The sequence below is a fragment of the Nitrospinota bacterium genome (assembly GCA_016217735.1).
In the GTDB taxonomy this organism is placed as follows: Bacteria; Nitrospinota_A; UBA7883; order JACRGQ01; family JACRGQ01; genus JACRGQ01.
Map to the genome: position 1 here is coordinate 25453 of JACRGQ010000059.1, position 22030 is coordinate 47482.

20 protein-coding genes and 1 tRNA gene are annotated in these 22030 nt (G+C 59.0%); 6 read left to right on the forward strand and 15 right to left on the reverse strand.

All coding sequences use genetic code 11. The features are described from left to right. Window positions 1-35: 35 nt before the first annotated feature. The 6 genes from HZA03_09675 to HZA03_09700 form a co-directional block, all read right to left on the reverse strand. Window positions 36-1043 (reverse strand): hypothetical protein, encoded by a 1008-nt coding sequence (locus tag HZA03_09675; protein ID MBI5638224.1) that lies wholly within the window; start codon window positions 1041-1043, stop codon window positions 36-38. Window positions 1044-1083: 40 nt separating this feature from the next. Next, on the reverse strand, window positions 1084-2367 hold the full coding sequence (gene hemL, locus HZA03_09680; GenBank protein MBI5638225.1) for a glutamate-1-semialdehyde 2,1-aminomutase: 1284 nt from the start codon (window positions 2365-2367) through the stop codon (window positions 1084-1086). A 3-nt stretch (window positions 2368-2370) separates the two neighbouring features. After that, the gene (mtnP, locus tag HZA03_09685) at window positions 2371-3243 is read right to left on the reverse strand and encodes an S-methyl-5'-thioadenosine phosphorylase (protein ID MBI5638226.1); all 873 of its coding nucleotides are present in this window, start codon (window positions 3241-3243) and stop codon (window positions 2371-2373) included. Between the two features lie 48 nt (window positions 3244-3291). Beyond that, entirely contained in the window at window positions 3292-5565 is a 2274-nt protein-coding gene (locus tag HZA03_09690) for a hypothetical protein (GenBank protein MBI5638227.1), read from the reverse strand. 117 nt (window positions 5566-5682) lie between these two features. Further along, window positions 5683-5976, reverse strand: a complete 294-nt coding sequence (locus HZA03_09695; GenBank protein MBI5638228.1) for a Dabb family protein — start codon at window positions 5974-5976, stop codon at window positions 5683-5685. Beyond that, window positions 5973-6725, reverse strand: a complete 753-nt coding sequence (locus HZA03_09700) for a pyridoxine 5'-phosphate synthase (protein MBI5638229.1) — start codon at window positions 6723-6725, stop codon at window positions 5973-5975. Before HZA03_09700 ends, HZA03_09695 begins: the two co-directional genes overlap by 4 nt. Window positions 6726-6941: 216 nt before the next feature. Between HZA03_09700 and HZA03_09705 the strand changes: the two genes are divergently transcribed. Beyond that, window positions 6942-9086: a nitrate- and nitrite sensing domain-containing protein gene (locus HZA03_09705; protein ID MBI5638230.1), complete on the forward strand. Its 2145-nt coding sequence runs from the start codon at window positions 6942-6944 to the stop codon at window positions 9084-9086. A gap of 79 nt (window positions 9087-9165) precedes the next feature. Here the strand turns inward: HZA03_09705 and HZA03_09710 are convergent, their stop codons facing one another. Together HZA03_09710 and HZA03_09715 are read right to left on the reverse strand one after the other, a co-directional pair. Continuing rightward, on the reverse strand, window positions 9166-9720 hold the full coding sequence (locus HZA03_09710) for a DUF1780 domain-containing protein (protein ID MBI5638231.1): 555 nt from the start codon (window positions 9718-9720) through the stop codon (window positions 9166-9168). Window positions 9721-9733: 13 nt separating this feature from the next. Next, on the reverse strand, window positions 9734-11155 hold the full coding sequence (locus HZA03_09715) for an aldehyde dehydrogenase family protein (protein MBI5638232.1): 1422 nt from the start codon (window positions 11153-11155) through the stop codon (window positions 9734-9736). Between the two features lie 156 nt (window positions 11156-11311). Between HZA03_09715 and HZA03_09720 the strand changes: the two genes are divergently transcribed. Continuing rightward, window positions 11312-11396: transfer RNA gene (locus tag HZA03_09720), tRNA-Leu, on the forward strand. A gap of 125 nt (window positions 11397-11521) precedes the next feature. Here HZA03_09720 and HZA03_09725 read toward each other — a convergent pair. Continuing rightward, window positions 11522-11884, reverse strand: coding sequence for a PilZ domain-containing protein (locus tag HZA03_09725; GenBank protein MBI5638233.1), 363 nt, complete (start codon window positions 11882-11884; stop codon window positions 11522-11524). Further along, complete coding sequence (gene cobA / locus HZA03_09730) at window positions 11865-13388, reverse strand: uroporphyrinogen-III C-methyltransferase (protein ID MBI5638234.1); 1524 nt, start codon at window positions 13386-13388, stop codon at window positions 11865-11867. Before cobA ends, HZA03_09725 begins: the two co-directional genes overlap by 20 nt. Before the next feature lie 157 nt (window positions 13389-13545). Here cobA and HZA03_09735 point away from each other — a divergent pair, with 157 nt between their 5' ends. Both HZA03_09735 and HZA03_09740 read left to right on the forward strand, forming a co-directional pair. Next, window positions 13546-13779, forward strand: a complete 234-nt coding sequence (locus HZA03_09735; protein MBI5638235.1) for a rubrerythrin — start codon at window positions 13546-13548, stop codon at window positions 13777-13779. Between the two features lie 63 nt (window positions 13780-13842). After that, the gene (locus tag HZA03_09740) at window positions 13843-14574 is read left to right on the forward strand and encodes a M23 family metallopeptidase (GenBank protein ID MBI5638236.1); all 732 of its coding nucleotides are present in this window, start codon (window positions 13843-13845) and stop codon (window positions 14572-14574) included. A 225-nt stretch (window positions 14575-14799) separates the two neighbouring features. On the opposite strand, the gene HZA03_09745 is transcribed toward HZA03_09740, so the two are convergent. Continuing rightward, window positions 14800-16374, reverse strand: a complete 1575-nt coding sequence (locus tag HZA03_09745) for a tetratricopeptide repeat protein (GenBank protein ID MBI5638237.1) — start codon at window positions 16372-16374, stop codon at window positions 14800-14802. Between the two features lie 174 nt (window positions 16375-16548). Here HZA03_09745 and HZA03_09750 point away from each other — a divergent pair, with 174 nt between their 5' ends. Together HZA03_09750 and HZA03_09755 are read left to right on the forward strand one after the other, a co-directional pair. Further along, on the forward strand, window positions 16549-17469 hold the full coding sequence (locus tag HZA03_09750) for a histone deacetylase (GenBank protein ID MBI5638238.1): 921 nt from the start codon (window positions 16549-16551) through the stop codon (window positions 17467-17469). Beyond that, window positions 17469-18467 (forward strand): ABC transporter ATP-binding protein, encoded by a 999-nt coding sequence (locus HZA03_09755; protein ID MBI5638239.1) that lies wholly within the window; start codon window positions 17469-17471, stop codon window positions 18465-18467. The genes HZA03_09750 and HZA03_09755 overlap by 1 nt, the downstream gene beginning before the upstream one ends. Window positions 18468-18646: 179 nt before the next feature. Here the strand turns inward: HZA03_09755 and rho are convergent, their stop codons facing one another. The 4 genes from rho to HZA03_09775 all read right to left on the reverse strand — a co-directional run bounded on the left by rho (window position 18647) and on the right by HZA03_09775 (window position 21933). Then, window positions 18647-19768 (reverse strand): transcription termination factor Rho, encoded by a 1122-nt coding sequence (rho, locus tag HZA03_09760; GenBank protein ID MBI5638240.1) that lies wholly within the window; start codon window positions 19766-19768, stop codon window positions 18647-18649. A 102-nt stretch (window positions 19769-19870) separates the two neighbouring features. Beyond that, window positions 19871-20236, reverse strand: coding sequence for a flagellar motor switch protein FliN (gene fliN, locus HZA03_09765; protein MBI5638241.1), 366 nt, complete (start codon window positions 20234-20236; stop codon window positions 19871-19873). Window positions 20237-20325: 89 nt separating this feature from the next. Then, a complete protein-coding gene (gene fliM, locus HZA03_09770) occupies window positions 20326-21306 on the reverse strand; it encodes a flagellar motor switch protein FliM (protein ID MBI5638242.1) in 981 nt (326 codons plus the stop codon). Window positions 21307-21351: 45 nt separating this feature from the next. Beyond that, window positions 21352-21933: a flagellar basal body-associated FliL family protein gene (locus HZA03_09775; protein MBI5638243.1), complete on the reverse strand. Its 582-nt coding sequence runs from the start codon at window positions 21931-21933 to the stop codon at window positions 21352-21354. Window positions 21934-22030: the final 97 nt, after the last annotated feature.

Below are 22030 nucleotides of genomic sequence, written 5' to 3' on the forward strand. Positions count from 1 at the left end.
GACGATAAAGTGCTTCTTAGTTCGCACAATCCTACTTAACAGGTCTTAACGATACGCCGTAGAAATTCCTCAAATGTTACACACCGATTAGGGGGAATTGCTGCTGCAATCCAGTTTTTCCCTCGGCCCGGTTTAATTGTCCCGTCCTTTTTTAATGGCACCTTAAGATAAACTGGCTCATCCAAAAAGAAATAAGTATATTCTTTCGCTCCTTTATCCTTCTTTACTCCATCCATCCAACGCTCAACACACTCTGGAGCCTTATTCCCCTTTTCTTCTGCAAAACGCATTAAATCAGTTTTAAATTGACCAATATTTCGGGGAGCGACTGTTAATATTCCCAATATGCGTGCGACACAGGGTATTCCCTCACCCTTTTCCTGCTTTGCGCTCCTTGTAAAATGAGGTGCAAAATATTGTGGATTTCCAAAAATAACATTTCTTCGATAAACCAAACACTCATAGAACTTACGAACTTCTTCGGCTCTTCCCAAGTCTTGAACTAATATCTCTTTGCGCGACCTCATTGCAAATCCTCTCAATGCAAAACGAAAAAAATTTCCTGCTATTTGATTGTCCCAAAATGATTTTTCATCAAATGCACTTAAAACGTCACTCCATGTTAAGTCAACCACTCGAATATTCCCGGACGAGGACTTGCGGGAACTGTTTTCCTGAGCAATAAAACATAGGATTCTATGTTTAGCATCTTTTTCGAAAGCAGATAAATATTGGGTTTTTTGCTTGCCAATACGATTCTTCCTTACCTTACACTCAATAATTACTTGAAATGTTTTTTTTCGGTAAATATTTATATCTATTCTTCCCTCCTTTACGACCTTTTCAGTAGAAATTTCGACCTGTTGAAAATTACCTAAGTTGAACTTAACCTTCAAGCCGATAAAGCGTAAAAACTTATACAGAAACTTCGGCTCATGCCCTAATGTATACGCAAAAGCTTTAGATAAACCAACCTCATCGCTTCCCAAGAGATCAAAATTCGTTAAATGCGAACGATCGTAGCCAGCATTTTTTATGATCATCCAGTATTTCCTTAATGGCCACTATTCAAGCCCTTGCCTATCAGAGCCGGCTGAAGGCGGATTCGGCGGCGGCGATTGTCTTGGCGATATCGGCATCGCTGTGCGCGAGCGACATGAATCCCGCCTCGAATTGCGAGGGGGCGAGGTAGACGCCGTTTTCCAGCATCAGCCCGAAGTACTTGGCGAATTTCTTCGTGTCGGAAGTCTTGGACGAGGGGTAATCAAACACCTTTTCGCCGGTGAAAAAGAGCGAGAACATCGCCCCCACCCGGTTGCTGGTGGTTTTGTGTCCGGCCTTTTTCGCGGCGGCGGCGAGGCCATCGGCCAGTTTTTTGCTCTTTTGCTCCAGAGCCTCATAGGTGCCGGGTTGCTTCAGGATGTTAAGGGTGGCGATGCCGGCCGCCATCGCCAGCGGGTTGCCGCTGAGGGTTCCGGCCTGATAGACCGGCCCTTCGGGGGCCATCATCTTCATGATATCCCCGCGCCCGCCGAAGCAGCCGACCGGCAGGCCGCCGCCGATGATCTTGCCCAGCGTGGTGAGATCGGGCTTCACGCCGTAATACCGCTGCGCGCCGCCATACGCGAGGCGGAAACCGGTGATGACTTCGTCGAAGATGAGCAACGCGTCATGCCTGTCGCACAGCGCGCGGAGTCCCTGCAAAAATCCCGGTTCCGGTATCCAGACCCCCATGTTGCCGACAACCGCTTCCAGTATCACGCAGGCGATTTTACCGGGGTGGGCGGCAAAGAGTTCTTCGGCGCTGGTGAGATCGTTGTATTTCGCGGTGAGCGTGTTGTTTGCGATGCCGGAGGGAACGCCGGGGCTGTCCGGCAGGCCGAGGGTTTCCACGCCGCTGCCGGCCTTCACCAGCATGCTGTCGCCGTGGCCGTGATAGCACCCTTCAAATTTGAGTATCATGTCGCGCCCGGTGAAGCCGCGCGCCAGGCGGATGGCGCTCATCACCGCCTCGGTGCCGCTGCTCACCATGCGGCACATCTCGATTGAGGGGACGGCGTCGATGACCATTTGGGCCAGCTCTATCTCGCGCTCGTGCGGCGCGCCGAAGCTGGTGCCGTCCTTCGCCGCTTCGGCGATGGCGGCCAGCACCCGGTCATCGGCGTGGCCGACAATCATCGGCCCCCACGAGCCGACATAATCGATATACGTGCGCCCTTCCACGTCGGTGATTGCGCTTCCTTTGGCGCGCTTGATGAAAAGCGGGTCGCGCCCCACGCTTTTGAACGCGCGGACGGGGCTATTGACCCCGCCGGGCATCAGCGTTTTTGCCCTTTCAAACAGTTCTTTTGAGCCGCTCATGGGGATTCCTCACTGTTTTTTCGGGTTCAAATATTTGCCGATGATAGGCTTCAGCGCCAGCTTGGTCTTCGGCGGTATTTTTTTCGGATCGGTCATTATGGTGTGGGCCAGCATGTGATTGCACCCGGCGGGGCAATCGGCGGCATCATCGATTTCGGCCACCGCTTCCTTGATGATCTTTTGCGACATCTCCACGTTCTTGTGGATGATCTCCAGGATGGCGGCGGTGCTCACCTCCTCATGCCCTTCGTACCAGCAGTCGTAATCGGTGGACAGGGCGATGGTGACGTAGCAGATTTCCGCTTCGCGGGCCAGCTTCGCCTCGTTGAGATTGGTCATGCCGATGACGGACGCGCCCCACGAGCGGTACATGCGCGATTCGGCGCGGGTGGAGAACTGCGGCCCCTCCATATTCACATAGGCGCCGCCCACATGGGTGACGGCGCCGGCGCGTTTGGCCGCCGCGGAGGTCACGCCTATGAGGTGTTTGCAAACGGGGTCGGCGAACGAGACGTGGGCCACCACGCCGTTGCCGAAGAATGTGCTGGCGCGGGCGAACGTGCGGTCGATGAACTGGTCGGGGAAAACGATGTGGCCCGGCGCGATCTCCTCCTTGAGGGAGCCGACGGCGGAGACGGAGAGGATTTTTTTCACCCCCAGCGTTTTGAAGCCGTAAATGTTGGCGCGGAAGTTCAGCTCACTCGGAAGTATCCGGTGGCCCCTGCCGTGGCGGGGGAGGAAAATAAGCTCTTTGCCGTTCAGCTCGCCGAACATGTATTCGTCGGTGGGGTTGCCGAAGGGGGTTTTGAGCTTTTTGGTTTTCTTTATTTTCAGCTCTTTCATGCCGTACAGGCCGCTGCCGCCTATAACACCTATCGCCATGTATCGCGCTCCGTGGATGGGGGTTGTGGGGGAAAAAGAGGAGCGGGACTATTCCCGCTCCGCCTTTTGGTAATCGCCGATTTTCTTTTCGATCTCGCCCAGCAGGAAGCGGAGCTCGGTGATCTGCCCGGAGGCCTTGTCGATGATCTTTTCCTCGGAGGCGAGCACCTTGATCTTGGTCTTGATGTCTTCGGCGAGGAGGTTGAGATCGTTGAGCCGCTGTTCGGTGCGGTTGATAAGCGCCATGCGGGAGTTGAGGACGTCGATTTTGGTTTCGGCCTCGCCCATGATGGAGGAGAGGGACCTGATCTTGTCCGATATTTCGCCGAACGACTCCTGGTGCTTGGCGATCTTCCGTTCCTGCGCGCGAAGGTCTTCTATCTGCGAGGTGAGGACGAGAATGTCTTCCTGGACTTTCTTGATGAGCGCCTCTTCCTTGCCGATCTGGTCGGCCTGGCGGGAGGTCTTTTCCATCATGTTGCCGAGCATGTTGAGCCGTTTTTCGGTCTCGATGAGGAGTTCCTCTTCGTCGCGGACGCTTCCCAGCCGTTTTTCCAGGTCGGCCAGCCGCGCCTGGATGCCGCCCAGCTTCTCTTCGGTGCCCGCGAGCTGCTGGCTCCGGGAGGCGAGGCTGCTTATCTGGCCGTCCACCTTGTCGACCGCCGGCATGAGTTCTTCCTTGGCTTTGATGATTCCCTGCAGGAGGTTGTTCCCTTCCCGCACGTCTTCAAGCTTGCCCGACACGCTTTCCTCGATGACGACCAGCTTGCTGCCCAGCATCTGGAGGCGGCGCTCCTGGGCGTCTATGACGCTCTTCTCGCGGGTGATGTCCAGTATCTTCTCTTCCACCTGGCGGGTGATTTCGCGCAGGTCTTCCACTTTCTTGTCGAGGTTTTCGAGGAACTCGACCTTCTTGTTGATCCGGTCCACCTTCAGCGTGGCGTCTTCGATGTAGTAGTCGAGGCCGTCCAGCTTCTTCTCCAGCTTCTCGACGAGGGCCTTGCGCTGGAGCTGGTTTTCCATCTTCACATCGAGGTTGATGACGGTGGAAGAGAGGGTATTGACCTTTTTCTCCACCTGGTCGACGATGTTGCGGCGCGCCGAAAGGTCGTTCATCTGGGCGTTGAGCACTTCGTGCATGCCGCCCATCTTCTTGAGCTTCACTTCTATTTCTTCGCTGATCTTGATATCCTCGCGGAAGCGCTGGAGCTTGAGTTCGAGGTCGTCCGCCTCCTGCTGGAAGCGGGCCATTTTTTCGCGGGCGGACTCCACGGCCCCCATGTCATCCTTGAGTATCTTCATCTTGTTGCCGATGGAATCGATGAGGAAGACGTTGAGCTTGTTGATCTTCTCCTCGGTGGCGGCCACCACGTCCTTGTCTTCGCGCACGCGGGTGACATTCACTTCCAGCTCGCTGTTCATTTCCTCAAGCTGCTTGAGCTTGGCGCCGATGCGCTTGATCATGTCTTCTTTCATCATGATGTTGCCGGTTTCCACGCGCAACGCGTTCATGTCCTTGATCAGTTGGGCCACGTCGCGGTTCATCTGGGTCACCAGCGCGTTCTGGCGGAGCAGGTCTTCGCTGCTTGCCTGCAGGCGGCCGATGGTCTGCCCGATTTTCTCGATGTCCTGCCCGTAGCCGTCGATTTCTTCCTTCTGGCGGGCGATGCGGCCGATCTTGTCTTCCAGTTCGCGGCTGATGCCCTGCAAACGGCCGATCTGTTCGTCCGAGGTTTTGAGCAGCCCCTTGAAGGTTTCGATGTCCTGCATCCGGTCGCCCACTTTGTCCAGCATCTCCTCGAGGCGGACGATGCCCTTTTCGGTTTGCTTGACCAGCTTGTTCTCTTCGCCAAGCTTCTTGACCTTGGCTTCCATGTCCCAGATCAGGATGTTGAGCTTGCCGGCCTCTTCGTTGGCTTTTTCCACCACGAGCCGCTGCTGGTTCAGCGCCTTCACCTTGCTTTTCACATGTTCGGCGATCAGCGAGACCTCGTCCACCGCCATGCGGTGCTCATGCAGGCGGCCGGCGCTTTCTTCCACGCCGGAGGCGATGTCTTTCACGCGGATTTCGAGGTTGCGCAGTTCTTCGAATTTCCCCCCCATCTTGTCGGCGAATTCGCTGAAGAAGGGGATTTTGCTTTCGAGGTTCTTCATCGTGGTGACGTTCTGGTTCACCTTGTCGATGTTGTTCTGGATGTATTCGACGAGAAGGTTGAGGCTCTTGCGCTGCGCGTCGGCCTCTTTCACCAGATCGGCAAAGCGGTTAATGTCTTCCCGCGTGAGCTGCGCGTTCCCCTGCGCGGCCGTCTTTTCCTGTTCCATCGGCAACAACCTCCCTTTAACGCGAAACGGACACCGTCATAAACGCCGGCATTATACCCTCTTCGGGCGGCATTTTGGGGAAAACGCTTCCATCGGGAAGCCTTTCCCCGCTCCTCATTAAATCCCGTAATCTGCTTTTACGGTAGCAAAGCAGATTTTCTTAATCAAATCAAGCACTTTTACATGCTCCGGGTGCGCCTGATACTCTTTCAGATCTTCGATATTTTCGAACACGGAGTTGAGCACGATGTCGTATGAGTTGTGCGCGTGAACAACGTCAAAGGCGACTTCCGCCTCTTTCATCAGTCCGCCCGTCGTGTGCAACAGGGCGGCGAGCTGGCGGGCCAGTTCTTTCCCTTCGGCCGCGGGAGTCCCTTCCTTCAGCTTGAACAACACGATGTGGCGGATCATTTCGCTCCCGCCGCGGCCCGTTTTTTCGGGATGGCGGCCTCGATCAGCTTTTTCATGCTGGCGACGGCGGCGGGAAATCCGACATACACCGATTGCGCCACGATGCTGTGGCCGATGTTCAGTTCGTCCAGCCCGTCGATGGCGGCGATGGAAGTGACGTTTTTGTAGTTCAGCCCGTGGCCGGCGTGAACGATAAGCCCCAGTTGGCGCGCCGCGTGGGCCGAGCGTTGCACGTCGCGCAGGGTTTTGACGATGTCCTTGTCGCTCACCGCCCCGCTGTAGGCGGCGGTGTTGATCTCCACCGCCACCGCGTGGGTGGCGGCGCAGGCGTCAATTTGCTTTTGGCCGGGATCGATGAAAAAAGAGAGGCCGATCCCGGCGGCGGAAAAGGTTTTGGTCAGGTCGCGGTAAAATTCGGGGCGCGCCGCCACGTCCAGCCCCCCTTCGGTGGTCAACTCCTCCCGCCGCTCCGGCACGATGGTCACCTGTTCCGGCCGCACCTTGAGGGCGATGGCGATGATCTCGTCCGTCGCGGACATTTCGAGGTTCAGGCGGCAGCCGGGAAGCTTGCGGATGGCAAGCAGGTCGGCGTCCTGTATGTGGCGGCGGTCTTCGCGCAGGTGGACGGTGATGCAGGAGACCCCTTCCTCCAGCGCCAGCTTCGCGGCCAGCGCCGGGTCGGGGTACGCCGCGCGCCGCGCCTGCCGCAGCGTCGCCACATGGTCAACATTTACGCCCAGTTTCGCCATAGAAAACGATTGTACCGCAATTTTGCCCTCATGGAACACCGAAGACGCGCCAGTGCAACGCCGGGGGCCGCGCTAATAATAATGTTTCCCCATAACCCTTGATGGTTAGTTATGGTATTATTGAAACGTGTCGTATTAAGGGTGGGCCATCCGCAATAACGGATGGTGATGGGGGGCCTGCTGTGGGAGTGGCGGGTTTTTAAGGACGGGAGAGGAATGCCGATGAAAGAGGTCTTCACGAAGGATATCTTCCTTCGTATGCAGGGACTGGTGTTTCTTGTTTTCCTTTTCGCGCTCGGTCTTGCCGCCGCCCTTCTGATGGCGGAACGCAAAGAACTGCGGCGGGCGGAGCAGTATCGCCTGATGGACGAAACGGCGGGACGCCTGAACAACGCCGCCGGCCTGCACGCGCTCGAACGCGGCATCGGCAACACCATCCTCGGCACGGAATTTCCCACCCCCGCGATGATCCAACGGTTCAACGAAATCGGCGGCAAGGCCGACGTGGAAACGAACGCCGCGCTGGGGAACTTCAAAGAACTTATGGCGACGGATTTCGACCGCGACGTGGAGCGGTTGCTGGCCGGATGGAAGCGGCGGCTGGCGGGGCTTGACGCGGCCCGGAAAAGGGTCGCCGCGCATGACATCAAGACGGAGGAATGGGTTGCCGCCGCCTCCGAAAACATCGAAACCGAGTTCCATCTGCGCGACACGATATTCGCCCCCCACGAGATCGGGGAAAAAATCATGTACTACAACATCGTGATCCGGGCCAACGTCGCCAAGTTGTGCGAATACGCCGGACGCGAGCGCGCGCTGCTGGGGGGGCTGATCGCCGCGGGCCGTCCGATCCCGCCGGAAACGGCGGAGACGTTGCGCGGCTACCGGGTCATCGTGGACGATACCGTCGGCAGGGTGTTGGGGTTGCGCCAGTTGGAGGAAACGCCGGCATCGCTTCTGGCGGCCATCGACCGTTTTGAGAGGGTCTTTTTGACCGATTACGAAAACACGCGCAAAGCGGTGTACGCCGCTTCGGCGGCGCGCGCCCCCTATCCGCTTTCAGGGGAAGCCTGGCTGGTCAAAGCCACCGAAGCCATCGATTCCGGGCTGGACATCTCGCGCGCGGTCGGCGACATATCCAGAGGCGGCGTGATGGACATCCGCAACCATGCGCTCATCCGGGCGGGACTTTACATGCTGGTGTTCCTGGCGGCATTGGCCGTCTTCGGCCTTATTCTCTGGCAAAAGGCGGCGCAAGGCAGGTTGCAGATTGAAAAGGGCGAGGCCGAAAAGGCGACGGAAATGAAAAACAAACTCCTTTCCCTGGTCGCGCACGACCTGCGCGGCGGTTTCAGCACCATCCTTTCCCTGTTGAAGCGCGTCGGGGGCGAAGCGGAATCGCCCCCCGCCGTGTACCGCGCCACCGTCTCCCGCGTCATCCTGATAGTGGAAAACCTGCTGCGCATGACCGAGGAGATACTGAGTATCAACCGCATCAAGGGCGGCCAGCTGGGGGTGAAGCGGGAATTCATGGACGTGCGGCGCGCGGTCGATTTGGTGTTTGAGCGCGTGGCCCAACAGGCCGACGAGAAGGGCGCCACGCTGGTGAACGCCGTTCCCGCCGGCATACGGTTCTACGCCGACCCCAATCTGATGGAGGAGGTGTTCCACAACCTGATCACCAACGCCATCAAGTTCTGCAAAAAAAACGAGGGGCGGGTGGAGGTGGGCACCCCCTTCGGCAGGAACGGCGTCGTCACCGTCAGGGACAACGGCATCGGCATTCCGGAGGCGCTGCTGGGGAAAATCTTCAAACATGAGGAGAAGACCAGCCGCGCCGGCACTTCCGGCGAACGGGGAACCGGGCTCGGCCTCCCTCTTTGCGGCGACATCATCGCCGCGCACAGCGGCACGATCGCGGCGGAATCGGCCGCGGGGGGCGGAAGCATGTTCACGATCACCCTGCCGTACCGGCGCCCGTATGCCGCCATCATGGGGGACGACGTCCAGTTCATATCCACCCTTGAAAAGTTTTTTGCCAATAATTTGAATGTGGAAGTGGTGGAGGTCGATACCCCCTACGCGCTCACAAAAACCGCATCCAGCGGCGGCTGTCCGGAATTCATCATCATCGCCGCCCAGGCGGGCAACGCCAACATCCTGAACTTCCTCTCCGCGTTGCGCGGCATAGACGAGTATGCCCGCACCCCGCTCATCGTCGCGGGGAACGAGGCGGATGCCGCGAACAAGGCGCAGTACATCCGCGCGGGGGCCAACCACTTCCTCCAGAAACAGAACGCCGAGAAGGAGTTGCTGGTGCTGGCGAAGCGGTACATCGGCCCGCGCGACGCCGCCGCGTAATACCCTATTTTCCCTTCTGATTTTGTCAACCCGCTCCCAGCCTTGTCATCCCCGCGCAGGCGGGGATCCAGAAATATTTTCAAAGCTTTCCCTGACTTCCTGGGGCCGCACTCTCTGAATCGTAGACATTCCATACTTTGTTCTCGCTTGAATTGACAACATCAATTTGAGCGAAGGGGGGCCTTGATGCGCTTAAATCGTGGCGCAATTTCTCCCAATCGAAAGTATCAAAAATCCAAAAGTTAGCATATATAACTAATGTCCATGAACTTGTGTCAATTCCCATGTACTTTTTCTTTTTTTTATCAATTGCGTCCTTGATCCATTCAATTCCATTCTCACCTATGCCAGATAGATCATCTTCACGTGATTGAGGGGAAAAGCCTTGTTGTGCGCGTGTTAAATCGCCTTTATATTCATCCCCTCTTTTGCGTCCTTCTTTCATCACCTCTGTAACTTCAACAGGTATAGTTTCATTAATCAAGAAATCCGGGGGATTGGCACCTTTCACTATGCTGAAATTCTTTGACGGGAATTTTACCTTTAACCAATTTTCGACCGTCTGCCTTTCCCGGCCATCTCGACCATAATTGGAAAAAAATGCCAGCCGCTTTTTGGCTTCGTCTAAATCCATTCGGTTCGCCCCCCTACGGCAAATTGATAACGAGGCTCTTCGGCTCGGTCATTTCCTCTATCGCGTAGCGCAGCCCTTCGCGGCCGAGGCCGGAGCCTTTCACGCCGCCGTACGGCATGTGGTCGATGCGGAACGTCGGCACGTCACCTATCATCACGCCCCCCACGTCGAGCGTTTCCCACGCGGCGAAGGAAGCGCGGAGATCGTTGGTGAAGACGCCGGCTTGCAGGCCGAACTCGCCGTCATTGAGCAGCGCCAGCGCCTCGTCCATCGTGGCGTAGGGGGTCAGCGTCACCACAGGCCCGAACACCTCCATGCAGTTCACCTTCATTCGCGGGGTTGTCCGCTCCAGCACGGCCGGCTGGAGGATGCTTCCCTCTCCTTTTCCGCCGCACAGGATTTTCGCCCCTCCCTCGACCGCTTCGTCAATCCAGCCGAGGATGCGTTGCACCTCGCGCGGGGAGATGAGCGGGCCGACGCTGGTGGCCTCGTCCAGCGGGTCGCCGGTTTTCAGGGTGGCCACCTTCGGGATGAAAAGCGCCTTGAACTTTTCGTAAACCCCTTGTTGCACGAAGACGCGCTGCACCGATATGCAGGTCTGCCCCGCATAGCTGAAACCGCCGGTGACGATCCGGCCGGCGGCGTATTCAAGATCGGCGTCGCCATGCACGATCACCCCGGCGTTGCCGCCCAGCTCCAGCGCCACCTTCTTTTTCCCCGCGATATTCTTCAGCATCCACCCCACGCCGGGACTGCCGGTGAACGAGAGCATTTTGTAGCGCGCGTCGCGCGCCATCGTTTCCGCCAATTCGTTGGTGGCGGGCAATACCGAGAACGCTCCTTTGGGCCAGCCCGATTTGTCCACAATCTCCGCCAGCAGCAGCGCGGTCAGCGGCGTTTGCGGCGCGGGTTTTATCACGATGGGATTTCCCGCCGCCATCGCGGGGGCCGCTTTGTGCGCCACAAGGTTGAGCGGAAAATTGAACGGCGTGATGCCGAGGATCGGGCCGATGGGGAACCGCTTCACGAAGCACTGCCGCCCTTTCGCCAGCGGGTGGATGTCGAGCGGCAGCACTTCGCCGGAAATGCGTTTTGTCTCTTCGGCGGCGGCGAGGAACGTAAAAATGCTCCGCTGCACCTCCTGCCGCGCGTTAAGGATCGGCTTCCCCGCCTCCAGCGCGATGACGCGGGCCAATTCCCCGGCGCGGGCGGCTATGCCGTTGTGGATTTCCATTAAAATGGCCGCGCGGTCAAGCGGCGCAAGTTTTCTGGTTTCTTTGAAAGAGGCCAGCGCGGCGGCGGCGGACTCTTCCGCCTCCGCGTCCCCGGCGATAAAAACTTCCCCTATTGTTTCGCCGCTGAACGGCGCGGTGACGGCGGTCTTTTTCGCGGTGGCGGTAAAACGCCCGGCAACGTAAATCGGATACTCGCGCATTGGCTTATTATCCCCCTTTCGCTTTTCCCGCGCAAAGGCTTGTTATTCCGGGCCGCGGACGAAGGATTCCGGCCGCAAGAGGCTTTTTTTGGCAAAACAGTTGATTGCGCGGGGAAAATATATATAATTACGGGTCTGATTCCAATTTAAAGGCATGCCGACGTGGTGGAATTGGTAGACACACCATCTTGAGGGGGTGGCGGGGCAACTCGTGTCAGTTCGAGTCTGACCGTCGGCACCATTTTTTTCCGGCCGCAATTTCATGCCGATTTGCGGCAATCGGCCTTTCTGACAGGGGGAAATTCCCTCCCTCCATTGTCCGGAAATCCCTCTTTTGCGGAGGAGGGGAGGGCGAAAGCGGAAGCGCTATTTGGCGCTGTTGGCGCGGATGATATTGAACAGCTCCAGGGAAGAGTCGGAGTCAACCTCGGTGAATTTCAGGCCCATGCCGCGGGAATCCGCCTTGGTCACATTGTTCTGCACGCGGAACTTGCCGGTAATGACGTGTTCCTTGTCCGTTTTCACCATGGAGAGATGGATGGTGAAGGTTCCCTCCGTGCCCACCGGATCGGGAAAGCCGGTGAACACGAATATTCCCCCCATGCTGATGTCATTGGTTTCATCGTATTTTATTTTACGGCCGTTCACGTCGAGCGTAATGGACACGTCAAAATTTACCCGGTCGCGGGCGCGCTTGTTTGCCGAACCCTCAGGCTTTTTTCCGCTCATAATACTCCGCTATGCTCCCTATTAACGCCTCTATAGTATACACTTTTGGCATCGCCACCACCTTGAATCCCGCTTTCAGGGCGGTTTCGGTGGTAATCGGCCCGATGGACGCGGCGGCAAGGTTTTTTACCACGTCCGGCAGTTCGGCCGGCTCGAACATGCCGGTGAAATTGGTGACGGTGCTCGACGAGGTGAAGGTCACCATGTCCAGTTCGCCGGCGCGGATCATTTTCAGCATTTCCTCTTTTTTCCCGGCGGGGCGCACGGTGCGGTAGGCCGGCACCACGTCCACCAGCGCGCCGCGCTTCGCCAGTTCCTCCGGCAGGATTTCGCGGGCCTCCAGCGCGCGCGGGATGAGCACCTTTTTTCCCTTCACATCGCCGATGACTTCCAGTATCCCCTCGGCGCGGAACTCTTCCGGCACCAGCGTCACCCGTATGCCGACCGCCTCGACCGCCTGCGCCGTTTTTTTGCCGATGGCGCAGATGCGCGGACCGGCGAGATCGCGGATGTCGCGGCCCGTTTCCTTGAGCCGTTTCAGCAGATACCCCACGCCGTTGACCGACGTGAAGATGACCCAATCGTATGTGCCGCACTTGGCGATTGCCGTGTCGAACGGCTCCCAGCTTTCGGGGTCTTTCGTTTCGATGGTGGGAAACTCGTGGACCGATGCCCCCAGCTCTTCCAGTTTTTGGGAAAAATCGCTTGCCTGCGCGCGGGCGCGGGTGACGATGATCCGCCGCCCGAAGAGCGGCCTGTTCTCGAACCAGTTGAGTTTTTCGCGGAAGTTCACCACTTCGCCCACCACGATCAGCGTGGGGGGGGCCACTTTTTCGCGCTCGGCTATCGCGCTGATCGTTTCCAGCGTGCCGACCCATGTCTTCTGTTGGGGGGTGGTACCCCAGCGCACCAGCGCCACGGGGGTTTGGGGGGAGCGGCCATATTTTATAAGGTTGGCCGTTATCATCGGCAGGTTTTTCACCCCCATGTAAAACACCAGCGTGCCGACGCCGGTGGCGATTTTATCCCATTGCAGCGAGCTTTCGTCTTTGCCGGGGTCTTCGTGCCCGGTGATGAAGGCAAGCGAGGAAGTGGCGGACCGGTGCGTTACCGGTATCCCGGCATAGGCGGGTCCGGCCACCCCGGAGGTGACGCCCGGCACCACTTCAAATGCGAGTCCCGCTTCGATCAGTTCCTCGGCCTCTTCGCCGCCGCGGCCGAAGACGTACGGGTCGCCCCCTTTCAGGCGGGCGATATTCTTGCCCTCGGCGGCTTTGCGCACGAGCAGTTCGTTTATCTTGTCCTGCGGCAGGGTGTGATCGCCCCCCTTTTTGCCGACATAGATGATCTCGGCCCCCGGCTTGACGAAATCAAGCAGCCGCGGGTTGGCCAGATAGTCGTAGATGATGATGTCGCAGCTCTTCACGAGGTCGAGGCCGCGCACGGTGATGAGGCCCAGGTCGCCCGGGCCGGCGCCAATGAGATAGACTTTTCCTTTTTTCATAGACCGCCAGTATACAATTATTCCTTGGCGCGGATAAACCGCGTTTTTGTATGGTGTTGACTTGGCGGGGCGCGGCTTTTATCCTAATCCGGAACCGGGGCAACGTACTTCACCGCGCTTGGGGCGGGTTCTTTCATAATTCTTATTGCGGGGGCATATGGGCGGCGATACTGAAAAAGAGCTTTTAAAACTCCTCGAAACAGCGCTCGCCAGCGAACGGGCCGCCGAAGACCTCTACCGCATCGGCGCCGAACTGGCCCAGCGCCCCGAAGTGAAGGCAATGTTCGAAAGGCTGGCCGGCGATGAACACCGGCACGAAGAGCTGTTGCGCCAGGAATATCACGCGATTAAAAAACGGCTGGGATTGAAAATTCTGCATGACGAAACGTAATGGCGCCGCGATAGCCGGCGGAAACCGTTTTTCCACCGAAGGCCGCGGTTGCGCCGGTGGGTAATGGCCGCCGCGGCGGCCGTTCTGCTGGCCGCCTGCGCCTCGACGGCGCACAAGGAGGATATCCAGCGCTATCCATCCGGCCGGGGCAAGCAGGATATTTATGTGGTGCAGCACGGCGAGTCGTTGGCCGACGTTGCGAAGAAATTCGATGTCGGCGCGGACGATCTCAAAAAGGCGAACAACCTCGAACTCGATACCGTGAGCGAAGGACAGCGGCTGACCATCCCGCCCCCGCGCGGCGGCGAAGAACTGGGCGGCAAAAGCGAACCGTCTCCCGATAAAGCCGAAAAAAAGGGGAAAGAGCCGGAGCGCAAGAAGGTGCGCCCGCAGGCGGGCGGCAAAGCGCCGCGCATCGGCGTTGCGTTGACGTGGCCGGTGAAAGGAACCGTCCTCTCCAACTTCGGCATCCGCGGCGGCGGCAAACACGACGGCCTCGATATCGGCGCCCCCGCGGGCGCCGATATCGAGGCCGCGGCGGACGGCACGGTGATCTTCAGCGGCTGGGGTCCCTCCGGCTACGGCAACATCGTGGTAATCCGCCATACGGAAACCGTGGTGACCGTGTACGCCCACACCAAGGAAAATCTGGTGGAGCGGGGGGCGGCGGTGAAGCGGGGAATGAAGGTCGCCACCGTCGGCAGCACCGGCCGCGCCACCACGGCGCACTGCCACTTTGAAGTCCGCGTCAACCGCATCCCGTACGACCCGCTCGCCTATCTGGAAAAGCGGTAATCCGCTTTGTCGTGCCGGGCTTGACGAAGGAGCGGCGGAATAAACATGCGGCGGCGGAGCCTGCGGAGCCAGCCGCATACAAACCGCCGCGGAAGTACCCTTCAAGGGTGCGGCACCCGGTCATATTTTCAAAGCTTTTTTCATCAGCCCACGTTACCGGAAAAAGAGAGTTTTGAAAATATATCTGGTTCCCCGCGTGCGCGGGGACGACAAGAGGGGGAAAAATTACGCGGTGGCCGCTTTGGGGGCGGGGGCCGCGCCGCCGTTTATCAGCGATTGCAGCGCCATCTTCGCTTCGGCAAATTCGGCGTTGATGCGCAGCGCCGCTTCATACGCCTGCCGCGCTTTCGCCGCATCGGGCTTTTGCTGATACGCCCGGCCGAGGTTGAAGTACAGGTTGCAGTCGTCCTTGTCGATGCATATCGCCTTGGTGAAGCAGTTCACCGCCTGCTCGTTCATTTCCATCCGGCGGTAGGTGATGCCGAGGTAATTGTAGATGCGGGTGTCCGAGGGGTTCACCGCCAACGCCTTTTCAAACAGCGCCGCCGCCTCGCCGTGGAGTTGTTCCCGCAGGTAAACTTCGCCGGCGGCGATGAGCGTGATCTGGTTTTCGGGGTCCAACTGCATGGCCCGTTCCAGCGAGAACTTCGCCTTTTGCATCTCCCCTTCCCGCAAGTACCACGCAAAAAGTTCCAGCCACCCATCGGCGCTGTCCGGCGTTATCTTCGCCGCCTTCTCCAGCAGGGCGCGGGCCTCGGCGGGCATCCCCAGCTTTTTGTACACGCCGATGAGGTTCATGTAAGCGCTCACCATCGCCGGATCGGCGACGATGGCCTTTTTAAATTCTTCCGACGCCTCGCGGTGTTTTTGCGGATCGGGAACCGCATCCCCCTCTTGCGCCAGGGTCTTGCCGTAGCCGACGTGTACCCGCGCGCGCAGCCGCTTCGGGTCGTTCGGCTTTATGTTCATGATCGCTTTTTTGAAAAAGAGCGCCGCCTCGCGGTAATTCGACTCCCGCAACAGCTCCTCGCCGGTGCGGATCAGCAGCTCGGGGGATTTCGGATTGGCGGCAACCATCCTCCTCAGCGCGGCAAGCTCCTCCAGGCACTGCCCCGTCTTTTTGTAACAGGTGAGCAGCGCGCGGTGCGCCTCGGGATAATCAAAGTTGATCTTGAGCGAACTCTTGATGAGCGGGATCGCCTCGTGGTGCCTCCCGGCCTCCATATGGACATCCGCCACCTCCAGCCAAGCCTCCTTGGACCACGGAGCCGCCAGTATGGCCCGCCGCGCCGCGCCGGCCGATTTTTGGTAAATTCCGGCGATGATTTCGGGAGGGGTATCCTTCGCCTTAAGTTTTTCCAACTCCTGCCCCAGCTTCTTTTTCTCGCGCGCGGCGATGGTCAGCGCCAGCATGGTCATCGAATCCTGCATCCCCTCGGCGGTGAACGGCACTTCGATGAAGCCGGATACGCCGTGGGCGAACGCCTCTTTCAGGAATTCCTTGTTGATGTTGTCCACGATGAGCGCCACCGGCAGCGACGGCATGTTCTCCCGCGTGGTCACCGAGCGGGCGAAGCGGAGTCCGGTGAGTATCTTCATCTTGGCGGCGACGACCGCGATATCGTAGAACACCCCCTTTTGGGCGTCTTCGGCCAGCCGGGTGAGCGCCTGCTGGGGGTTATCTTCGCTGTAGAAGGCGAGCGGCTCTTCTTTTAAATACTGGCTGTAGGGGAGACGCTCCAAAAAGTCCTTTACCTGCTTTATCTCGTAGGACTTTTCGCTGACGATAAACACTTTCATGCGATGTTTCCCATCCCCCCAAGGTGTTACGTTAAGCACCCATTCTAGTTTATGACGGCAGTGCGGTCGAGAACAAAAAAACGGGCTTTTGGTTTTTGAAGGGTAAACCGGCATCGGCGGGCCGTTCAAACCAAAAGGCTGGCAAAGGGGGCGGCGCATACCTATAATTCCAGCATGGGGGTTTGGTACTACTTTTCGCCGCTGTTTCTTGAGCACGATACGGGGGATCACCCGGAAAATCCGGAGCGCCTCCGCGTCATCAATCGTGAGATACAAAAGCTGATTCCGCTCGAACAATGGATTGAACCGGCGGACGCCACCATCGATCAGGTGGCCGCCATACACGACCGCGAGTACATACAGGACGTGAAAAAAGCCTGCGAGCTTGGGGCCGATGCGCTCGACATCGATACCCCCATCTGCCCCAAGAGTTACGCCGCCGCCATCCGCGCCGCGGGGGCCGTCTGCAACGCGGTGGAGGCGGTTCTGGCCGGCAAAACGAAGCATGCATTCTGCGCCGTCCGCCCGCCGGGACACCATGCCGAGCGCGCGGCCGGCATGGGATTCTGTCTTTTCAACAACGTCGCCATCGCGGCGCGCCACGCGCAGTCGCTCGGCGCGCGGAAAATTGCCATCGTCGATTGGGACGTCCACCACGGCAACGGCACCCAGCACTCGTTTGAAAATGACCCGTCCGTCCTCTTCATTTCCATCCACCGGCAGGGGATATATCCCGGCGGCGGCCACGACCACGAAATCGGCAAGGAAAAGGGGAGCGGTTTCACCGTGAACTATCCGCTGCCCGCCCACACGGGCGACGGCAGCTACCTCGCGCTTTTCGAGCACTCCCTTATCCCGCAGATACAAAAGTTCCACCCCGGCCTCATTCTCATTTCCGCCGGCTTCGATGCGCACGAGACCGACCCGCTCGGCGGGATGAAAGTCACCGACGACGGCTATGCCGCCATGACGAAGATGCTGGTGCGGGCGGCGGACGAATTATGCGGCGGGCGTATCGTATCGCTCCTCGAAGGGGGCTATAATCTGAACACGCTGGGGGCCACGGTGGCCCGCCATGTGAAGGAGCTTATGTAATGCCGCAACAACCGCTGCTGTCGGTTCAAAATCTCACCATCAGGTTCCGCACCGGGGAAGGCTTGGGCAAAGCGGTCGATAACGTATCGTTCGACCTCTATCCCAACGAAACGCTTGGCATCGTGGGTGAGAGCGGCTGCGGCAAGACGGTGACGGCGCTTGCCATCCTCCGGCTTATCCAAAGTCCGCCCGGCGAAATCTCATCCGGCGCGATCATGTTCGATGGGGCGGACCTTCTCACGCTTCCCGAAAAGGATCTGCGCGCCATACGGGGCAACCGCATAGCGATGGTCTTTCAGGAGCCGATGACGGCGCTCAATCCCGTTTTCACCATCGGCGATCAGATTGGCGAGGTTTTCCGCATCCACCAAAATGCGTCGAAGGCGGAAGCGCGCGCCAAGGCAATCGGCATGCTGCGGCAGGTGGGTATTCCCGACCCTGAAAAGCGGGTGGATGACTATCCGCATCAGTTAAGCGGCGGGATGCGGCAGCGCGCCATGATAGCGATGGCGCTCGGCTGCAAGCCGGCCATTTTGATAGCCGACGAGCCGACCACCGCGCTGGACGTCACCATCCAGGCGCAGATACTCGACCTGATGGACGAGCTGAAGCGGAAGTTCGGCGCGTCCATCATCCTTATCACGCATGACCTGGGGGTGGTGGCGCAGCACGCGCAGCGGATCGCCGTGATGTACGCCGGAAAAATCGTCGAGACCTGCTCGGTGGCGCAGATTTTCAGCGACCCGAAACATCCCTACACGATCGGCCTGATGGAATCGATTCCGGCCATTCAGGACGAAGGGGACAAGCCGGTGCGGCTGCGCGAGATAAAAGGGATTGTGCCGCCGCTGCACGCCATGCCGCCCGGATGCCCCTTCCACCCGCGCTGCGTCAAGAGATTCGAGCCGTGCGACAAGGAAACGCCGCAACTGCTGGAGGTGGCCGCCGGCCACCTCTGCGCCTGCCATCTCCACATCGGCTGCGTGACGCCGGCTTAGGCATCTTTGTCATCCCGGACCCCGACCCGGGATCCAGACATATTTTCAAAGCTTCCCTCATCGGCCCAAAGGGCCGATCCTGCCTGACGCTATGCATCAAGGGGAAAATAAGAGAAAGCGTGGATAATATGTCTGGATCCCCGTCTGCACGGGGATGACAGATGCGGGGGATTGCCGGTTCAGCGCCCCGCCGGGGGATCGGGTATGGTCTTGAGGAACTCCAGATTGCTCTTGGCCTGGCCGAATTTTTCGAGGAACATCCGGTATTTTTCGCCGCGCCGGTCGTCCAGCAGGGCGCGGCGCAGCATGGCCGATTTGCGCAGCACTTCCACCGACAGCAGCTTTTCCTCTTTGCGGGTGCCGGATTTCTGGAAGTCGATGGCGGGGAATACCCGCTGGTCGGCGAGATTGCGGTCCAGCACGATTTCGCTGTTGCCGGTTCCCTTGAATTCCTGGAAGATCAGCTCGTCCATCCGGCTGCCGGTGTCCACGAGGATGCTGGCGATGATGGTGAGGCTGCCGCCGTGCTCGATGTTGCGCGCGGAGCCGTAGAACTTCCGCGGAAACTCCAGCGCGCCCGCGGAAAGGCCGCCGGACATCGTTTTGCCGCGGCTGTCGAAATCGCGGTTGAAGGCGCGCCCCATGCGGGTGAGCGAATCGATCATCAGCACCACGTCGCGTCCCGCTTCGACCAGGCTTTTCACCCGCTCGAAGACCATGTATGCGGCGCGGATGTGCTCTTTTTGGGGCTGGTCGAAATCGGTGGCGATCACTTCGCCGCCGACGGACCGGCGGAAATGGGTGCTTTCCTCGGGGCGTTCGTCGATGAGGAAGATGATCAGGTGCGCGTCCGGATGATTCGTCTTGATCCCTTTGGCGATGTCTTCGATTATCGTGGTCTTGCCGCTTTTGGGGGGCGCCACGATCAGCATGCGCTGTCCTTTGCCGACCGGGATGAACATGTCGACGATGCGGGTGTCCAGCGGCTGCTGGCCGGTCTCCAGCCGGAACTGTTCAAGCGGGTCGATGGCGGTGAGCCGCGCGAAGGGGATGCGTCCCGCCGCGTCCCGCGGGTCCCGCCCGTCGATCAGTTGCACCTGCTCGATGGATATGTTCGGCTGGTTTTTAAGCGCCTTGCCGGTGCCGGTGATGTGCATGCCGGTTTTCAGGCGCAACTGCTGCACCAGCTTGGGGGAAATATAGGGATCCTGCGGCGAGATACGGAATCCGTTGTCGATGGAGCGGAGGAAGCCGTAGCCTTTTTGCACTATTTCAAGTATGCCCGATACGGAATTTTCCACGTGAATAGAACCTTTTTATAAAAATGTTTTCAGCCTGCGCGCATTACCGTCGCGCGCGTTACAAAGTGCGGGGCGCCGCGCCCCGCGGTATGGGAAGGGCTCTTACGAGCCCATCGATTGTATGCGGTCGGAGGGGCTTATAACCTCGGTAAGCCGGACGCCGAATTTTTCGTTGTTGACGACGACGACTTCCCCCCTGGCGATCAGCTTTTCGTTGACGAATACGTCCAGCGGCTCGCCCACGAGCTTCGTTAATTCTATAACAGAACCCTGCCCCAGTTGAAGCAGATCGTTGATAAGCATTTTTGAGCGCCCCATTTCCACCGACAGGCTTAACGGGATGTCGAGTATCATGTCGAGCTTCTTGTCTTCCGGCCCCGTTGCCGCGGGCCGGCCGGCCGGCGCGGCCGCCACGGGAGCCGCCACCGCGGATTCCTCCTTCGGTTTCTGCGCCTCGTCGCGCAGCATTTTCCGCTGCTCTTCGAGGTCTTCGGCCGCCGCCGCCCAGAGGTCTTCTTCGTTGCTCAAATCATCGCCCTTTGTTTCGCTATTGTATATCAGGTTTTCCGCTGCAACACCCGCGTGATTTTTATCGCCTTGTTGCCGCGCACCACGCCGGGAACCCCCATGTATTTCGGCACCCCTCCCACCGAGACCATCAGCTCGTCGGACACGTCGGTTCCCAGGGTGAGCACATCCCCCGCCTTGATGTTGATGAAGTCGCGGGAGGTGACGGTCGCCTCGCCCAGCTTTACCCGGCACTCCACCTCGGCCATCGCCAGGCGCTCGCGCAGGCGGCGCACCCAGGCGAGGTCCACTTCCAGCTGGTCGCTCTGGAAGCCGGCCTTCAGCTTGCCGATGATCGGTTCGATGGTCGAATACGGGAGGCACACGGTCAGGGTTCCGCTGAACTGATCCATTTCGACTTCGTACAGGATGACCACCACCACGTCGGTCGGGGGGACGATGGCGGCGAACTGCGGGTTCACCTCGGACCGGACGAAGACCATGTCAACCGGATGCACCGGCGCCCAGGCCTTTTGCAGGTCGGCCAGCGCCATGATGATGACGTTCTTGATGATCCGCTGCTCGATGGTGGTGAAATCGCGCCCTTCGATCTTCATCTTGGCTTCGCCGCTGCCGCCGAAGAAGCTGTCCACCAGCGCGAAGACCATCTTTGATTCCGCCACCAGCAGCGCGAAGCCGCGCAGCGGCGTCATCCGGAAAATGTGCAGCGATGCGGGCACCGGAAGCGATTTGATGAATTCGCCGAACTTCACCGTGTCGGTGGAAACGGCGCTCACGTCCAGCACCTTGCGCAGCGCCGAGGAAAGCGAGTTGCGGAACAGGCGCGAGAACCGCTGGTTGATGATGTCCAGCGTCGGCATTCTGCCGCGTATGATCCGTTCCTGGCTGGTCAGGTCGTACGCGACGACGCCGCCGTCGTCGCCGAGGTCTTCCGCCTCGGTTTCGATTTCCCCGTCGCTCACGCCGCGTAACAGCGCGTCGACTTCTTCCTGCGAAAGTATCTGGCTCATGCCGGTGCGCGTTACCTCTTTTTGCCGGCGGCGGAGCCGCCGCGGTTATTGTATGACAAATTCCACGAAAAAGACGTTTTTCACCACCCCCGACGTGAGGAGGTTGTTCACCCGCGTGAGCACCTGCTCTTTCAGGCGGAATTTCCCTTCTATGGTCAGCAGCTCTTCGGCCGGCTTGGAGGAGAGCACGGTGATGATCGCGTCTTTTATCTGCGGCATCCGGTTGTTCACTTCGTTGGTCATTTCAGGCCGGGCCAGCTCGAGCTGCATGGTCACCTTCAGGTAGCGTTTGCCGGCGTCCGAGGCGAGATTCACGATGAAGGGATCAAGCGAGACAAACAGGCCCATTTTTCCTTCGCCGCCCGATTCGCCGCCGCCGCCATGTTCGCCGCCTTTTGCTTCGCCACCGCCGCCGCCGTGCTCCCCTTCGGCCGCCGGAGCGCCTTGTTCGGCGCCTCCCTTGGCGGCTTTCTTGCCGCCCAGCATGGAAACGGCCAGATAGCCGCCCACGCCGATCAGCCCGACCATCAATACGGCAATGACGAGGATGAGGGCAAGCTTGCTCTTGGCCTTTTTTGGTTGCGGCAGACCTTCGCCGCCAGCTTCAAGCCCCTCTTCCATCGCCATATGAGCACCTCCTAAAACGGTTTTTCAGCGGGTTGCTTGATGATAACGTCAACCCCGCGGCCGCGTTTGCGGTATTCTTCGCTGATGTTTTTAACCG

Coding starts and splice junctions, on each gene's coding strand:
- HZA03_09755 (MBI5638239.1), top strand. CDS start 17,469: ATGCCGCAACAACCGCTGCTGTCGGTTCAAAATCTCACCATCAGGTTC.
- HZA03_09715 (MBI5638232.1), bottom strand. CDS start 11,155: ATGCGCGAGTATCCGATTTACGTTGCCGGGCGTTTTACCGCCACCGCG.
- HZA03_09745 (MBI5638237.1), bottom strand. CDS start 16,374: ATGAAAGTGTTTATCGTCAGCGAAAAGTCCTACGAGATAAAGCAGGTA.
- HZA03_09695 (MBI5638228.1), bottom strand. CDS start 5,976: ATGATCCGCCACATCGTGTTGTTCAAGCTGAAGGAAGGGACTCCCGCG.
- HZA03_09710 (MBI5638231.1), bottom strand. CDS start 9,720: ATGGATTTAGACGAAGCCAAAAAGCGGCTGGCATTTTTTTCCAATTAT.
- cobA (MBI5638234.1), bottom strand. CDS start 13,388: ATGAAAAAAGGAAAAGTCTATCTCATTGGCGCCGGCCCGGGCGACCTG.
- HZA03_09735 (MBI5638235.1), top strand. CDS start 13,546: ATGGGCGGCGATACTGAAAAAGAGCTTTTAAAACTCCTCGAAACAGCG.
- fliN (MBI5638241.1), bottom strand. CDS start 20,236: ATGCTGCGCGACGAGGCGCAGAAACCGAAGGAGGAATCCGCGGTGGCG.
- HZA03_09705 (MBI5638230.1), top strand. CDS start 6,942: ATGCCGATGAAAGAGGTCTTCACGAAGGATATCTTCCTTCGTATGCAG.
- HZA03_09675 (MBI5638224.1), bottom strand. CDS start 1,043: ATGATCATAAAAAATGCTGGCTACGATCGTTCGCATTTAACGAATTTT.
- mtnP (MBI5638226.1), bottom strand. CDS start 3,243: ATGGCGATAGGTGTTATAGGCGGCAGCGGCCTGTACGGCATGAAAGAG.
- fliM (MBI5638242.1), bottom strand. CDS start 21,306: ATGAGCCAGATACTTTCGCAGGAAGAAGTCGACGCGCTGTTACGCGGC.
- HZA03_09700 (MBI5638229.1), bottom strand. CDS start 6,725: ATGGCGAAACTGGGCGTAAATGTTGACCATGTGGCGACGCTGCGGCAG.
- HZA03_09775 (MBI5638243.1), bottom strand. CDS start 21,933: ATGGCGATGGAAGAGGGGCTTGAAGCTGGCGGCGAAGGTCTGCCGCAA.
- HZA03_09690 (MBI5638227.1), bottom strand. CDS start 5,565: ATGGAACAGGAAAAGACGGCCGCGCAGGGGAACGCGCAGCTCACGCGG.
- HZA03_09750 (MBI5638238.1), top strand. CDS start 16,549: ATGGGGGTTTGGTACTACTTTTCGCCGCTGTTTCTTGAGCACGATACG.
- HZA03_09740 (MBI5638236.1), top strand. CDS start 13,843: ATGGCCGCCGCGGCGGCCGTTCTGCTGGCCGCCTGCGCCTCGACGGCG.
- HZA03_09725 (MBI5638233.1), bottom strand. CDS start 11,884: ATGAGCGGAAAAAAGCCTGAGGGTTCGGCAAACAAGCGCGCCCGCGAC.